The organism is Paenibacillus sp. XP01 (assembly GCF_057364885.1).
Genome location: NZ_CP139481.1, coordinates 5,369,258 through 5,385,280, shown reverse-complemented (window position 1 = coordinate 5,385,280; position 16,023 = coordinate 5,369,258). Strand labels below are relative to the sequence as shown.

At 51.7% G+C, this 16,023-nt stretch carries 15 protein-coding genes; 13 read left to right on the top strand and 2 right to left on the bottom strand.

Going from position 1 to position 16,023, the window contains the following annotated elements; genetic code table 11:
• Window positions 1–33 precede the first annotated feature (33 nt).
• Genes SNR34_RS24265 through SNR34_RS24255 form a run of 3 tightly spaced genes read left to right on the top strand, consistent with a single transcriptional unit; the run spans window position 34 to window position 3,799 of the window.
• Complete coding sequence (locus tag SNR34_RS24265) at window positions 34–1,176, top strand: GerAB/ArcD/ProY family transporter (protein ID WP_486180394.1); 1,143 nt, start codon at window positions 34–36, stop codon at window positions 1,174–1,176.
• Window positions 1,173–2,681, top strand: a complete 1,509-nt coding sequence (locus tag SNR34_RS24260) for a spore germination protein (RefSeq protein ID WP_236415565.1) — start codon at window positions 1,173–1,175, stop codon at window positions 2,679–2,681. Before SNR34_RS24265 ends, SNR34_RS24260 begins: the two co-directional genes overlap by 4 nt.
• A gap of 5 nt (window positions 2,682–2,686) precedes the next feature.
• Entirely contained in the window at window positions 2,687–3,799 is a 1,113-nt protein-coding gene (locus tag SNR34_RS24255; protein WP_339274162.1) for a Ger(x)C family spore germination protein, read from the top strand.
• A gap of 84 nt (window positions 3,800–3,883) precedes the next feature.
• Here the strand turns inward: SNR34_RS24255 and SNR34_RS24250 are convergent, their stop codons facing one another.
• Both SNR34_RS24250 and SNR34_RS24245 read right to left on the bottom strand, forming a co-directional pair.
• Window positions 3,884–4,660 (bottom strand): AraC family transcriptional regulator, encoded by a 777-nt coding sequence (locus SNR34_RS24250; RefSeq protein ID WP_236415567.1) that lies wholly within the window; start codon window positions 4,658–4,660, stop codon window positions 3,884–3,886.
• Window positions 4,661–4,675: 15 nt separating this feature from the next.
• Entirely contained in the window at window positions 4,676–5,257 is a 582-nt protein-coding gene (locus tag SNR34_RS24245; protein ID WP_339274159.1) for a LysE family translocator, read from the bottom strand.
• Between the two features lie 370 nt (window positions 5,258–5,627).
• Here SNR34_RS24245 and SNR34_RS24240 point away from each other — a divergent pair, with 370 nt between their 5' ends.
• The 10 genes from SNR34_RS24240 to SNR34_RS24195 all read left to right on the top strand — a co-directional run bounded on the left by SNR34_RS24240 (window position 5,628) and on the right by SNR34_RS24195 (window position 16,010).
• Entirely contained in the window at window positions 5,628–6,350 is a 723-nt protein-coding gene (locus SNR34_RS24240; RefSeq protein WP_486180393.1) for a DNA alkylation repair protein, read from the top strand.
• A gap of 19 nt (window positions 6,351–6,369) precedes the next feature.
• The gene (locus SNR34_RS24235; RefSeq protein ID WP_339274155.1) at window positions 6,370–6,924 is read left to right on the top strand and encodes a methylated-DNA--[protein]-cysteine S-methyltransferase; all 555 of its coding nucleotides are present in this window, start codon (window positions 6,370–6,372) and stop codon (window positions 6,922–6,924) included.
• A gap of 170 nt (window positions 6,925–7,094) precedes the next feature.
• A complete protein-coding gene (locus tag SNR34_RS24230; protein ID WP_339274154.1) occupies window positions 7,095–7,232 on the top strand; it encodes a hypothetical protein in 138 nt (45 codons plus the stop codon).
• A 6-nt stretch (window positions 7,233–7,238) separates the two neighbouring features.
• A complete protein-coding gene (locus tag SNR34_RS24225) occupies window positions 7,239–7,676 on the top strand; it encodes a hypothetical protein (RefSeq protein WP_486180392.1) in 438 nt (145 codons plus the stop codon).
• Between the two features lie 42 nt (window positions 7,677–7,718).
• Window positions 7,719–8,252 (top strand): cysteine hydrolase family protein, encoded by a 534-nt coding sequence (locus SNR34_RS24220; RefSeq protein ID WP_486180391.1) that lies wholly within the window; start codon window positions 7,719–7,721, stop codon window positions 8,250–8,252.
• 83 nt (window positions 8,253–8,335) lie between these two features.
• Window positions 8,336–9,208: an aminoglycoside phosphotransferase family protein gene (locus tag SNR34_RS24215; RefSeq protein WP_486180390.1), complete on the top strand. Its 873-nt coding sequence runs from the start codon at window positions 8,336–8,338 to the stop codon at window positions 9,206–9,208.
• An 82-nt stretch (window positions 9,209–9,290) separates the two neighbouring features.
• Window positions 9,291–10,817, top strand: coding sequence for a helix-turn-helix domain-containing protein (locus SNR34_RS24210; RefSeq protein WP_486180389.1), 1,527 nt, complete (start codon window positions 9,291–9,293; stop codon window positions 10,815–10,817).
• 43 nt (window positions 10,818–10,860) lie between these two features.
• A complete protein-coding gene (locus SNR34_RS24205; RefSeq protein WP_236415577.1) occupies window positions 10,861–12,684 on the top strand; it encodes a sensor histidine kinase in 1,824 nt (607 codons plus the stop codon).
• Window positions 12,674–14,212 (top strand): response regulator transcription factor, encoded by a 1,539-nt coding sequence (locus SNR34_RS24200; protein WP_486180388.1) that lies wholly within the window; start codon window positions 12,674–12,676, stop codon window positions 14,210–14,212. The genes SNR34_RS24205 and SNR34_RS24200 overlap by 11 nt, the downstream gene beginning before the upstream one ends.
• A 118-nt stretch (window positions 14,213–14,330) precedes the next feature.
• Complete coding sequence (locus tag SNR34_RS24195; protein ID WP_339274146.1) at window positions 14,331–16,010, top strand: ABC transporter substrate-binding protein; 1,680 nt, start codon at window positions 14,331–14,333, stop codon at window positions 16,008–16,010.
• Window positions 16,011–16,023 lie beyond the last annotated feature (13 nt).

The following is a 16,023-nucleotide window of genomic DNA, read 5'->3' as shown; positions in this document are numbered from 1 at the left end:
ACCATCCGATTCACTTGAGAAAGGGAGATCTCTGTGAACACTTCTGAAAATCGCTACGCGATGTCCCCGCTTCATCTATATTTCGTGCTCTATGTAAGCTTCGTCGGTGCAGGTTTGATGAATTTTCAACACAATATGCTGCGCGGCGCGGCGAATGACGGCTGGATCAGCATTTTGGCCGCAGCCGCCATCATCGGCCTGATCATCAAGATGATGTTTGTTCTGCTTGGCCGCCAATCTCCGGACCGATCCTCTCTTGTGCATATCAATCGTCGATACTGGGGTTCCTACCTGGGAGCCTTCATCAACTGGATGTTCATTCTGTACTTTATCATGGGGGCGCTCGTGACGTTCCAAACCTATGTCCATATCATCCAGCTCTGGGTTCTGCCAACGCAAAACGCGTGGATGCTTGGTCTGGTTATTCTCATCCTGATCTATTACTGCGTCTCGGGCGGGATTCGTTCGGTTGCCGGCATCTGTCTGTGGGGCACGTTGTTTATCCTGATTTTCGTTTTTCCCCAGACCTTTATGGTTGCCTCCTACCTGCATCCCCGCAATCTGCTTCCCGTGTTGGATCACGATGCGGGAGCGTTATGGGTGTCCACGCGGCAGATGCTGCATGAATTCATCGGCTGCGGGATACTGCTGGTGATCTATCCATACGTGAAGTCTCCGGAGCGTTCGGTGAAATGGGCGTATTCGGCATTGTTCACCGCAACGGCGGTTTACCTTGTTTTTTTCGTTCTTGCTTACATGTTTTTCAGCCCCGGACAGATGAAAGAGCATTTGTGGCCCACGCTCAGTCTCATCAGCATCATCGAACTGCCGCTCATCCAGCGCATGGAATATTTGGCGCTGTCCCTCTGGTTGCTGAAAATGTTGTCGATCATCGCTTTAAGCCTTTGGGCCTCCTGCCGCTGCATGAAGCTGCAAAGCGCCATCCGGCCCAGCCTTGGATTGAAGGCGATGATACTGCTCTTTGTGACGATGCTGTTCGTGGTCAAGGATACGGTCATGCTCGAAAAACTGACGGCCTGGTATGACTTGACAGGGGAAATGCTGATTCTGATGTACGTTCCGCTGTTATTTCTGGTTTCATTGATCCGGCGAAGCGACAGGGATCGTCCGAGACAGGGCGAGCCACTTCATCCAGGGAAAGGGGAGGGCGTATGAATACGGAGCAAAAAGAGACATCTCCGAATCCGGAGCATCAGGACAAAGACCTGCTCTCCTCCTGCCGCCGTTCCGACGACTTTATCGTTCAGAATATGGAATTGGACGGAAATGGTCTGGAGCTGCAGCTGTGTTACTACAAGACCTTGGTGGACAGCCGTCTGCTGGAATTGGTCATTCACGGATTGCAGGACCAACTTGCTCCCCGTGCGGGATTGGAGCTGCACGATCTGTTGCGCTGCATCCCGATCGAGGAAACGAAAGTCGAGCAGCAGACGGATCAGGTGATACCGCTGCTCCTTCAAGGAAATCTGATCATTCGTGAACATGCCCGGGCGGAGCAGGTTATTATTGTTCCGATGGTCGGTAAAGACGGGGTGCGGGGCGACAACGACACCGAGAACGAATTCAGCGTCATCGGCCCGAAGGTGGGGTTCGTGGAAGCATTGCCGGTGAATTTGCATTTGATTCGCATGCAGCTGCGGACGCCGAATCTGATCATCAAACAAATGACGCTCGGCTCTTTATCCCGATCCACCGTGGCCATCCTGTACGTCGAGGGCATCGCTCATCCCGAGAACGTATCCAGGATGGAGGAGAGACTGAGGGGGATCGACTTCGACGTAGTCTTCGACACGTCGCAACTGGATCAGCTGATCACGGACAATTCGCTGACCCCGTTCCCGCTGTTCACGACGACGGAGCGCCGCGATCGCGTCGTCTATGCCCTCATGCAGGGCCAAGTGGCCGTCATCAGCGAAGGCTCGCCAAGCATCGTGACGGGACCGTCCACGCTGTTCGATTTTTTCGTTTCGCCGGAGGATTATTATTTGCCTTGGGCGCTGGGTTCCTTTTTTCGATTGATTCGCATCTTTGGCGTCGTTTTCTCCCTGTTTGCTTCGGCTCTCTACGTGGCATTGATGACCTATCATTACGAAGTGGTGCCGAAGGAACTGCTCGGCAAGCTGATTGCGTCCCGGCAGAACGTGCCGTTCCCTCCCTTTATCGAAGCCATTTTTCTTGAAATTACGATTGAATTTCTGCGGGAGGCAGGAGCGAGATTGCCGAACCGGATCGGACAGACGCTGGGCGTGGTGGGGGGCATCATTCTTGGCCAGGCGGCCGTAGAGGCGGCCTTAACCAGCAACGTGCTGATCATTATCGTTTCGCTGTCCGCACTCGCTTCTTTCGTGACCCCGATCTATAAAATGTCCAATGCCATCCGCTTTTTGCGTTTTCCCATCATTTTGCTGGCAGCCATCTGGGGTGCGCTCGGCATCGCGATCGGGCTTTGCTTTTTGCTGGTGCACCTTTCCAGGCTGCGCTCGCTGGGTTCTCCGTATATGGCCCCCTTCTTTCCGCTGCGTTTCAAGGATCTCACAGACAGTTTGATTCGCGCGTCCTATGAGGTGACCGATACCAGACCGAGTTATCTCAAGCCTTTGTCCATGAGGCGCTACAATCCGAGGACATCCCGCCAAACGAATCGACTCGACGAGGAGTGACACGTATGGTTCGTGCATGCAAAATACTGCTGCTGTCCTTCACCCTGATGCTTCTCAGTTCGTGCAGGGATACCAGCATCATTAACGAGATCAGCCTGGTGCTGACCTCCGCGTACGACCTGAAAGACAACCAGATCCACAATGGCGTGCTGATCGGCGAATATACGGACAAGGACAAGAGCGGGGTAGACCTGCTGGAGATCGATTCGACCAACAGCTTCGACGTAATGCCGCGCATGAATGCACAGGCGAAAGAGCCGATCGAATACGGTCAACTGAGAGTCATGGTGCTGGGCGAAGCATATGTCGAGCGGGGAATCGCGGACATTCTGCAGGTGCTGGCCCATAACACCCGGGTGTCCCGAAGAATGCAAATGGCCGTGGCCGAGGGGGAAGCGCTGGAGCTGATCAAAAAGTCGATGAAATTCAACGATCCGCTGTTCCTGTTAAAGCTGATCGAGCAAAATTCCAATGCTCAAAACAGTCCCCATTTTAGCCTGCACCAGGCATTGTTCCAATATTTCAGCAAGGGACAGGACGTATACCTGCCTCGGCTCAGGCCGATCGGAGAGGACCGCATCGCCGTGGACGGGGTGGTCGTTTTCAAAGGGGACAAAGCTGCGTTGCAGATCAATGAAGAAGAAGGGCTCTGCCTGAAGCTGCTAACGGAAAACGCGAAAAACGGCAAGTTTCTGGCCCCGATCGGCGATTCGGCGAAGAACCGGCAGACCACTCCGCCCGGGGATGATTACGCGCTGCTGAAAATAACGTCTTCGTCGGTGAAGCATCGTTTGTTGGGCGGCCATTCGGCCGCACCTGCGATAGAAACCTCCGTGCAAATCCATGCTTCTGTCATCAAGGCGGCGCGCAACGAGTTTCTGCTTTCCGGCCGGGACATGAAAGCCCGCGAAACCGAAATGAAGAAACATCTCGAAACCAAAATCAATCAACTGGTGCGCAAATTTCAACAAGCCAATGTTGACCCCGTCGCTTATGGCGAATATGTGCGAAGCTGCACGCCGCATTGGAACAGCGAGAAATTTTATGCACATTACGGTTCTATGGACATTCGGGTCCATGTCGATTTGCATCTCATTCAGGATGGCATTGTGGAATGACATCGCTGTTCTGAAAATCTTTCCTTGAAAAATGCTTCGGCTGGCGAAGCCGTGAAGCTGCTTGGGACAGGAGCGACCATCTTGTTACGCATTCAATTGCAGCATGTATTCATGGGGCGTAATGCCGAATACTCTGCGAAAATGCCGGTTCAGGTGTGTCAGGTCGGCAAAGCCGCATTCTGCCACGGCGGCATAGATATCCATTTGCCTTTCAATGACATGCCTTGCCCGCTCCACTTTGCAATTCAGGAAGAACTGGTATGGCGATATGCCTGAGAGTGCTTTGAACTCGCGGATAAATTTGTACTTGGACATGCCGAATTCGCTGCACAATGCCTCAAGTTGGAGTACGTCGTCCGTACTGCAAAACATGATTTCTTTGGCTTTCCGGACAAACTCGTGATGGGGCCTGAGTGCCGGACTCCGGGTTTCGGATCGGGCCAGAAAATGAACAAGGTCCAGCAAAAGTTCGCTGCACAGCGGCTCGTCCTGACGCTGAACGGCATCGTTCAGCTTCAAGATGCTGCTGGCCATTCTGCGGTCATAGACGATCGGCGCGTCGAAACGCAGCTCCTTTTTTCCCAGAATATCCTGTACGAGCTCCGGCCGAATGTACAGCATGACATAATCGATGCCGTCTTTGTCGTAGGAGCTGCCGTCATGGGACTGTTCCCGGTTGAACAGCATAACTCCGCCTTTATGGGAAGCTTGGTAATGCCCATCCAAATGGTATTGTTGAATGCCGCGCAGCGTGACCCCCACCGCATATTCCTCGTGGCAATGCTTTTTATAGGCGAATTCCGAGAAGCTGGCCGTCAGGGACAGCACGTCGGTCGTTTTTTTGTAGTTGAACATATCCATCCTGTCAGCCCCTCTCTATATGATCCCGGATACCATGATAGCTGAGTATACCAAAAATAATGCCATGAGTGTATTTGCTATTTTTCGGTGTTTTTGCAGCCAGGTGCGAAAGACGGCCCCGAAAACCAGCCAACTGGAGTACGCGAGAAAACCGATGAACGTAATCAGCAGCACGAAGATGAACGACGTTTGTGGATTGTTGTAATAGGGCAGCACATAGCTTGGAATGACGGTAAACGTAAACAGGATGACTTTGGGATTCACAAATTGCATCAGCAGGCCGTTTATAAAGCCGGTCGTATGCCCACCCGTCGATTCGGTTGAACCCATTTTATAGATTTGGAATGCCAGATAGAGCATGTAGACGCAGCCGATGATCTGCATGGTTCGAAGAATGCCCGGCAGCATGTCTGCCAGCAGATGATTGAGATACGCCGAGGCGGCCAGCAGCAGGCCAAAGGCCAGCGTAGCGCCCCATACATAGGACATCGTTTTTCGCACGCCCGCATGTTGGACGGAGGACAGAATGACCAGGTTGCTGGGTCCAGGGGTAAACGTGACGATGACGCAGTAGACGAGAAAGGACGTAAGATTCATGGTGCCTCCTTGGAATTGAAGTCCCCTGAATCATACCTTGGCGGCATATGTTCGTTATAGTACATTATTGCAGAACCCTGTCCCCGATTTTGCAATCTTGCTCAAACATTCCTGTAAGGCTTACAATCACAGGCTTAAAAGTTATACTTGTAGATACATATATCTATGTAAACCGCAAAAAACATACACACGTTAACGGAGAGGCAGAACCAATCTGGAGAAGCGAAGCGTTCGCATTTATCACCGGATTTTCCCCTTAAAAAAGGGGAATCAAAAAATCTGGGGATAACAGCGATCGGAAGATGGTACTGCGCTCGCAGTGGCCTTGTGTGATTGATTATTGCAGTTTATATATCAGAGGAGGACCTGAGTGATTACTGATGTGCGTACCGAATTGTTGTCCCTCGCCGAACCGGAATATCAAAAATTTGCGTCGGCGCTCATTCCCAACATCACGAATTTGCTCGGAGTGAGGTTGCCGGCGTTGCGCAAGGTGGCGAAACGAATCGCGGCCGAAGACTGGCGCGGTTACCTGGAGGCGGCGAAGAACGATTATTTCGAAGAAGCCATGCTGCAGGCGATGGTGCTTGGTTATGTCAAAACCGATCTGGAGGAATGGCTGCGGCAGATTGCCCGCTTCGTTCCCAAGATCGATAACTGGTCCGTTTGCGACAGCTTTTGCATCGGATTGAAAAGGGCGAAACAGCATCAAGACGAAGTGTGGGCTTTTTTGCAGCCATACCTGATTTCTGACCAGGAATACGAGATTCGCTTCGGGGCGGTCATGCTCTTGAATTATTATATGGACGAGCATTATATCCACAGGGCGCTGGCTGCGTTGGACCGGATCAAGCATGAGGCATATTACGTCAAAATGGCCGTGGCTTGGGCCGTTTCGATCGCTTATGTGAAGCAGCCTGACATTGCGATGCGTTATCTGCAAAACAATACGCTGGACGATTTCACCTACAACAAGGCGCTTCAAAAGATTACGGAATCGCTCCGCGTGGATGCAGAGACGAAAGCGTTGATTCGCAGCATGAAAAGAAAGACTGCCAAAGTGCAGCATACGGCACGGAGCAGCAAGGGTTGAACGGAATGGAGGACAACCGATGAGACAAAGCATAAAATGGACCGCGTTGGAGCTGGATGGGCAGCCCTGGATCCCGATGGCTACCGAAAAAGGGTTGTGCCGCATCGTGATGCCGAACGAAACGCTGCAGGACTGGAGCGCATGGGCTGCGCGGATCTCGCCGGAAGCGGAACTGCAGGAAGACGCGTCCGCGCTGGAACGAACGGGCATCGTCGATTGGCTGAAGGCATACTTCAACGGAGAACGGATGGCGGTATCGCCGGACATTCCGCTGGATTTGGTCGGAACGGCGTTTCAGAAGCAGGTATGGCAGGAACTTGGACGTGTGCCGTACGGGGAGACCCGGACGTATGGGGATATTGCCGTGGCCATCGGCAGACCTTCCGCCGTACGGGCTGTAGGCGCTGCGAACGGAGCAAATCCCATTCCCCTCCTTCTGCCATGCCATCGAATTATCGGGGCCAACCGGAAGCTGACCGGATTTCGCGGCGGGCTTGAATTGAAGCGAAGATTGCTGGACATGGAGCGCATAGACGGCGTGGCCGATGGCGGCCATGAGCGGTTTCGGTTTTAATGACTCGTGATGTGACGGGAAGGGAAGAGAAATGGAGGGTGGGCCTGAAATGAGGCGCACTACAGCGGAAAACCACGGGAAACCGTGGTTTTTTTTGCTGTCACATCTTCCGATATATGGGTTATGATGGATATGAATGAAGAAGGGTCGGGGAGAGGAGAGATGAAATGATGACGGATTCAAACTTCATTGGCATACTTCCCGGCATCGAGAGATTTGAAGAGGACATCCGGGAAATTGGCTACCCGGTAAAAGGGCGACCCGGATCTATGAAACAGCAGCGGCCCGAAAACGAAAAGAAAGGGTGACGGATGATGGCTGCTATCCCGCGAAAACTGCTTTCGGCATTGCTTGCGTCCATCGCATTTGCATGTATTCTAGGTCTTCTATCGGTAGGCATGAGGGGGGCGTACGATTTCCATATGTACGTTTTGATTTATGCGATATACGGTACGCCGGGGCTTCTGTTGATTGGAATTCCCGTTTCGATCCTCCTGGATTATGGGTTGGGCAAGATTAGGACGGCAAATGCTGGTGTGAGAACGGCGTTAACGACGATTGGGTATGCAGTCGCTGGTTTTGCAGGAGGAACCATCTATTTGATCGTTATTACTTCCGGAAGGGCGCTCCAAACTTCTTTTGGCGAGTGGCTGCCGCTGAGCTTGCATGGCATTTTGGCCGCCTTGTTATTCGTGTGCATCGATCGAAGGCTGCATGCCTCATTCAAAACGATCAAACCTCCGGTTGGATGAGCGATGCTCGTCATAAAAAATAGTGGAAGCGGAGGAATGGGAATGTACAATGCAAAAGCACTTCTTGTCATCGACGTCCAGGCAGCCATGTTCGATGAAGCCGACCCTGTAGTTCAGGGAGAGGCGCTGCTTCAGAGAATCAAAAGTTTGATCGCCAAAGCACGCCAAAACGGTCATCCCGTGATCTACATTCAGCATACCGAAGGCGCGGGCACCCCGCTGGAACGGGGGGCGAACGGCTGGGGAATTCATCCAAGCATTGCGCCCCTGCAAGGGGATGCTATCGTCGAGAAATTGACGCCGGACTCCTTTTATGAAACGCAATTACATTCATTACTGCAAGAGATGGGCGTGAAAGAGCTAATCTTGTGCGGCATGCAGACAGAGGTATGCGTCGATACGACCTGCCGCAGCGCGTTCAGTCACGGGTATGGGGTAACGCTCGTGAGCGATGCGCACAGCACCTGGCATTCCCCGCAGCTGCAGGCAGGCCAGATCATCTCACATCATAATCATGTGCTGAGATTGTTCGCGACAGTGGCGGGCGAGGAAGAAATATGGACCGGCGGAGCATGACATGATTCGAATTTCCGCCAGGAGCCTTGTAACCGCATCTGGCAGAAATGTTTTTGAGGGGGAGTAGGGGAGGGGGAACCGGATTGCATGGCAGTGGTGTTTGTGCATTGAAAGATATTCATTGGATCGAGCTCCATCAAGACATTCGGGCACTCATGAACCAGCCATGCCATGTCGTCCCCTTGTCGCCAGGGATGGAGGCAGACGTATATCGGTACGGGTTCGAAGGCAGATCTTGTGTGCTCAAAATTTGGAACAAGGAATCGAGGCCCAATATCGCCAATCAGTATCGGCTGCTTTCCGAATTGCATCATCAAGGTGTGAAGGTGTCCATCCCTTATGGATGGGGCGAAGATGCAGAGCGGAATCAGGTTTTGCTTATGAACGACGCCGGCATCCCTGTAGACACGCTGACTTCAGAGAAGCTCAAGGACCTGGCGTTAATGCTGATGGAGGTACACCGCTTTAGGAAAAGCCCCCAGGATGATGATTTTATTCCAGCCTATGATTTCGCCGGTTACTTTTTTCCCGGCATTGCAAGTCATCCGGATCTGGAACGGATTTTATCCGATGCGCTTCAGCGCGTATCACTCAGGCGGGACTGCCTGATTCATGGAGACTACAATTTGTGGAACGTCCTGGAGGCGAACGGGTGCTGCACCATCATTGACTGGACGAACGGACAATGGGGCGATCCCAGATACGACGTCGCATGGTCTGTTTTCCTGATGGACGTCTATACCGGCCACAAATACGGAAAAACGTACCTTGTGGAATTTCTCCAGTGGAACGATTATGCCAGTGAGGATATGATTTGGTTCGAAGCCCTTGCCTGCTTGCGCTGGCTTTTGCTGAAACGGACCGGAGGCGTGCCTTTGCATGGCGAAACGCTGCAGCGTATGGCGGCCATCCTGCATCGTAATCCATATGTAAGTACGGATTTGTTGCTCCGGTAGTTGAAGGGCGACAGTACGAATGGCGGCAACGTTTGAAACACGACACCCTGCAAGCTTCATTTCATGAAAGGGGGAAACATGAATGATGAATGTTTTATTAGTGGATGATGAGCCGTGGGTACTGGAAGGCCTGCGAACCATGGTGAATTGGGACAAATACGGTTTTCGAATCTGCGGAGAGGCCGAGAACGGCAATGCCGCCTGGTTGATGATTGAGGGGCTTCAGCCGGATCTGGTGTTTACAGATATTCACATGCCTTCCGTAAGTGGTCTCGAACTGATCGACCGTTCTATGCATGGGCTGGCCAAACCACCGCGATTCGTCATATTAAGCGGATACGACAACTTCGAATATGCCAAAACGGCGTTGGAGCAGCGCGTGGAGGATTATTTGCTCAAACCTATTGATGAGGCCGAGATTGAAACCGTATTGGAGCAGATGAGCCGTAAAATCCAGGAGGAGCATGCTTCGAAGGAAGCGCATCAGCGCGAGCGTGCTTTATATGTGAATTGTTTGTTCAACCGTCTGCTGCAGGGTGAGGACGACAGCGAACTGCAAGCGGAGGTGATGGGCATGCTGCAAATGGAAGGTCGTGAGAGCATGGCCTGTCTTCTGATTGAAACGGATGCCGGCACAGAGGACGTGAAGGCACGGGTACGCCTGTTGGCCGACGAACATTGGTCAGAGCCTTTTATGGATGCCGAAGGAAGGATCGGCGTGTTCGCTGCCGAAAGCGGAGGATCTCTGGAGCGGCTTGAAACATTGGGGAGAAGTCTGTTTGAGACATACTCCGGCCATGCGTCGATCATTGTTTCATTCGGTCATCAATCAGGCGGAGTAGGCGCGCTGCGGTCAGCGTATGACAGAGCGTTATCCGCGCTGAAATGGAAGCGTTACCAGCATGGAGGCGGCTTCGTGCAGGATCAGGAATTGCCGCAGTACGAGGACGTGGCCTGCGTAAATCATAAAGCTCTGGCAAACCTGCTTGCAACGATTTTGTCGGGCGAACAAGACAGGCTGGAGGGAGAGGTGCATGCGCTGTTGACCAATTCGGACGCAGGAAGCCACGGGTCGGACATTGAATATGTCCGGGTTCAACTGCTGGCCCTCGAAATGGGGGTCCTCAAGCAGCTGAAGGAACTGGACGGGGATATGGACAGCTTTATGCTGCACGTTCAACAGATGCCGGTCGGCCTTACCGGCATACATTCCTATCCCGCGTTTCGGGAATATGCGCTCGAATTAAGCCGCATTGCCTCGAAGGCGCTGCAGGAGCAGCGGAAAGAAAAGGAATGCAGCACGGCCTTTCGGGTGGTGCAGTATGTCAATCAGGAGTTCCGGGAGAAACTGCAGCTTCAGGAGCTTGCTCAGAAATTTCATATGAATGCCAACTATTTGGGGCAAGCCTTCAAACAGCAGACCGGAAAGTCCTTTCGGGAGTATCTGAATGATAAACGGATTGAAGAGGCAAAGCGGCTGTTGCGCCAGAGCCGTCTAAGCATTGCCGATGTCGCGGTAAACTCAGGGTATCCGAATGCCGACTATTTTGTAAGTCAGTTCAAGCGAATGACGGGCATGTCCCCTTCCGCATACAGAAAGCAACCATAGTTCCGACTCGGAAAGTAACGAATGAAGGATGGCGATAGCAAATATGTTTAAAAAATTCCGATGGCGCGGCATCGTGAACGATATTCCTCTGAACTACAAGTTTATGCTGATCTATATTATCGGGATTTTGCTTCCCATCATCGCGAGCAATTATTTGTTCATGGATCGCATGACCGGTCTGATCAAGGAGCGCGAGGAACAGAATTTGCAAATATCGCTGGAGCGGGCCAGAAAGGACATTCATACGATGATTGACGGCGGCATCGCCGTCAGTCACGCCTTGATTACGGACAAGCTGTTGTCCGAATCGATGGATCGGGAGTACAACGGCCAGCTGGATTTCTACACCACGTTCGATGAGCAGCTCCGCCACCGGGTGACCTCGTATATTCCCGTGAACAACCAAATTCAGCGAATTGGCATCTACACGGACAATCCAACGATCGTGCCTGGCGGGGATTATTACTATCTGGACGATACGATGCGCGCCAGTACTTGGTTCAGGCAGTGGAAAGCGGCAGGAGAATCGCTGAGAGTGATCGCTTACCGCGATCAGGCTGCGAATGATCGGGCGGCGATCGCTTCGTATTTTAGCGTAATTGAAAAAATGGACTATTACAACGCGGACAATTCTTATCAAAAGCTGGTCCGCATTGACTTTTACCTTAATCGTTTCTACGACGTTATTGCCAGAGAAAAAAGCTCGTTGGATCTGTATCTGGTCAACGCACAGAATCAAATCATCGTGTCGACGGATGACAAGTATCAGGGCGAGGTGGATAGCGACTACGCGTTGTTCGATATGAGCAAGACGGCAGACAAGGACCTACATATCGTTACGATTGGCACCGCCAGCTATGTGAAAGGCTGGAAGCTGATCGGCGTGCCCCAGGAAACACGCGTCAAACAAGCGATGCTGTCCATGCAGCTTTATTTCGGCATGCTCGCCGGCATCATTACACTGATTACGTCGGTTTTCATCTATGTCATGCTGCGGTCCTACAATTATCGGGTGAAGCGTCTGTCCAGACATATGCAAAAGGTGGGCAACGAGAAATTCGATCTGATCAACATTGATGGCGGAAAAGACGAGATCGGCCATCTGATCCGCAATTTCAATATGATGACCGCTCAGATCCATTCCTTGATCAACAATGTGTACAAACTTGAAATTCAGCAGCGAAGCCAGGAAGCCGAACGCATTCGTGCCGAGCTGAATTTGCTGCAAAGCCAGATGAATCCCCACTTTTTATTTAATACGCTGAATGCGCTGCTTGTCGTTAGCACCAAAAACAATTATGTAGATGTCAAGGATATCATCAAGGACCTCTCCAAACTGCTGCGCCGCCTGCTGAACTGGAAGGATGACCTGGTAACGCTGGAGGAGGAGATGAGTTTTACGGTCATGTACCTGGGGATCGAAAAGTTCCGTTTCCGGGACAAGTTTGAATATTACATTGACATCAGCGATGAAGCGAGGCATTATAAAATACCAAAAATGAGCATCCAGCAATTGGCAGAGAATGCTTGCAAGCATGGCATACAGGCTATTGAGGGTTTTGGCTATGTGAAGATCCGAGCCGAAATCGCAAGCGAGCGCCTGCGCATCGTTGTATCCGATAATGGCAAGGGCATGAACAAGGAGCGGCTGCAAGAGGTTCTGTACCACATGCGGAGCAAGGAGGAGAGCGGGGGCAGCAATATCGGCCTGCGCAACGTCTATCGTCGTCTTGAATTGTATTACGACGATAAGGTGAATTTCAGCCTGGTGAGCAGAATGGGCGAGGGGACTGAGGTGTCCTTTGAAATTCCGTTGCACCTGCTGGAGCATCAGGGTGGAGAAGGAGGCAAGGACATTGGCATTTAAAGTACTGCTGATCGATGATGAGCCTTGGGCGCTGGAGGGCTTGCAGCTGTGGATCCCTTGGGAAAGCCTTGGGTTTGAGGTGTGTGCCTTGTGTGGAAACGGGGCGGAAGGGTTGGAACGGATGGAAGAGCTGAAGCCGGATCTGGTCATGGTCGATATTCATATGCCGGTCATGGACGGGTTGGAGATGATCGAGGAATGGCGGCGCAGAGGCAACTGGTCAACCAAGTTTATTATTTTGACGGGATACAGCGATTTCGGGTATGCGCGAAAAGCGCTGAAATTCAGAGTTTCCCGGTATCTGCTCAAACCGCTGGATGAGGAACAGGCAGAGTCCGAGGTGCGCGCGATAGGTCAAGAGCTGATCAAGGAGCAGGAGCAGCTTTATATCGGACAGGTCGCGCAGAGAGAGCAGGAGATTTTGGCGATTAAGGAGGCGCTGACGGGTACAGCGCTATCCACAGAAGCTGCTCGATTCATGGAATCCCTGTCCCGGTCCGCCGATGTCTGGAATGTATGCCTGGTTCAGGTGTCCGGAGAGGATTATAGCCGATGGAACAGCATTGCAGCAGAGTTTCTGCACGGGTGGAACGCCATCTATATGATCCGCTTGCGAAACGACCTGGTTTCCATTGTATTCGGAGAGGCTGCCCACTCCTCCCAAGGATCGGGAGAAAGCGTAAGGAAGCGATTGGAGGCACTGGCTCGCCATCTGGCGGGCTTTCGTGCCTTTATGGCGATTGGCGCAGCCGAATCCTCGCTGACGCGCATCGGCCATTCGCGAATCACGGCCGAGGAAGCGCTGCTGCACGCCTTTTATGAAGCGGAGAGAAACGAAGTATTGGAATATGACGCGCTCAAGGAGCATGTTTTTCAAAGGCATTACGACCAGGTGGAGCTGCTGGATCGCATGCTGGGAACGTTTCATCTCATTGACCATGCGGCCTATCGGGCCGTTGTGGATCATATGAATCGATCCTTCCGTCAGACGCGGGTTCATCCGGATGAGGCCCGAAAATTCGTCATCTACCTTCTTCATGAAATTCGCGCGTATATGGGGGAACAAATGGAAAAGGATTCAGGCCCTTCAAATCGTCTGTTCGAAATCCCTAATCTGGATGAAGTCCTGTTGACCTTTGATGACTTGATTGGCATGCTGCATTCATGCGGACGAGTCTGCTTTGAATTGCTGCTGAAGGAGAATGCGGCCGAGGCCCAGGGCATTGTGCAGGATATCAATGACTATATCCATACGCATTTTCGCGAAGGATTGACCATTAAGCTGCTGGCGGAACGTTTCTTTCTGCACCCGGCTTATCTGGGGCAACTATTGATACGGAAAAACGGAATCGGCTTCAACGAGCTGCTCCATAATCTGCGCATTGAGGAAGCTTGCCGGCTGCTTCAGACGAATCTGTACAAAAACAGCGAGGTGGCAGAAAGGGTTGGATACGCCAGCTACAATCATTTTTTGAAACAATTCGAAAAGCGTCTTGAGATGTCCCCCAACGAATACAAGAAAACCTGAGCTTTTCTCGGAAAGAGCTATAATTCGAATATAGTTTCCAGACAGCTGTAAATTTATAATGAAATCATTCACATGAAAGGGCTTTCACAAAAGCAAGATCAAATTTTGGAGGTGCTTTATGGGGGACAGCAAGAAAAAGTTTTTCCGCATGGGGGCAACACTGCTGCTATCGCTTAGCGTTGCACTGGCCGGATGCTCAGGCGGCGGTGCAAATGAACCAGGCAGCGGCGAGGCAAGCAGCGGCAGCGAGGTTGGACCTGACAATCCGATCGAAATCTCGGTATTTCTGAACGAGGCCGGACAGCAGCCAACCGCAGACAACAAAATCTACAAGAAAATGAAGGAAGAGCTTGGCGTTACGTTCAAATTCGAATTTTTGGCCGGCGACAAAAACCAAAAGCTCGGCGTCATGATTGCCGGAGGAGATTATCCGGATCTGATCTCAGCGGATACCAAGCTGACTGCAGCCGGTTCGGTCATTCCGCTCGAAGACCTGATCGAGGAGCATGCGCCTAATCTGAAGAAGCATTATGAAAAGTACTGGAACCAGATGAAGGACCCTAACGACGGGCACATCTATTACCTGCCCAACTACGGGGCTTACAACGGCGAGGTAGCGGATACTTATTACAGTGGACCTGCCTTCTGGATTCAGAAAGCCGTGTTGAAAGAATTCGGTTACCCGACGCCGAAAACACTGGACGAATACTTTGAGTTGATCGCGAAATACAAGGAGAAATATCCAACCATCGACGGCAAGCCGACCATCGGCTTCGAGGTATTGAACTATGACTGGAAAAACTGGGGCCTTTTGAACCCGCCACAGCATTTGATCGGTCATCCGAATGATGGCGGCGTCGTTGTAAACGATGGCAAGGCAGAGATTTTTGCGGACAAGGATTACGCCAAAACGTACTATGAGAAGCTTAATGAAATTAACGCACAAGGCTTGCTCGACAAGGAAGCGTTTGCGCAAAACTACGATCAGTACATGGCTAAATTGTCCAGCGGCACAGTACTCGGCATGTTCGACCAGCACTGGAACTTCGGCAGCGCTGAAGATTCTTTGGTAACACAAGGCAAAATCGAACGCACGTATGTCGGCTTCCCGCTCGTGTACGATAGCAGCACGAAGGACTACTACCGCGACCGTGCAGCGCTCAACTTGAACAACGGTTTCGGTATTACCGTAAGCGCTAAAGATCCTGTGAAAATTATTAAAGTGCTCGACAAGTTGATGGAAGAAGAATGGCAGAAAACGCTCACTTGGGGCATTGAGGGCGAGGACTACTACGTCAACGACGAAGGACGCTTCATGAAAACGCAGGAACAACGCGACAACGCTGCGGACGCTGCATGGAAGCTGGCTAACAAAGCGGACGCCTACTATGCCACCGCACCGAAGCTGGAAGGCTATTTCAGCGATGGCAACGCCACTTCGGCAAGCAATCAGCCCGAAGAATATCAATCCAGCCTGAAACCGTTTGATAAGGAAGTTCTGGATGCATATGGATTCAACAGCTACGTGGATTTCTTCAGCGATCCGCCGGAAAATCCAATCTACTACCCGGCCTGGTCCGTCGATCTGGTTGAAGGTTCTCCAGCCAAGATTGCCAATACCAAGCTGAACGAATTGTCGACCAAATATTTGCCGAAAGCGATTCTGGCCAACCCATCGGAATTCGGCAGTGTCTGGAACGAATACGTTTCCGAAATTCAAAAGCTGGATATCAAGGCTTACGAAAGCCGGATCAATGAAGTATTGCAGTGGAGAATCGATAACTGGTCCGTGAAATAAGACAACGGTCATC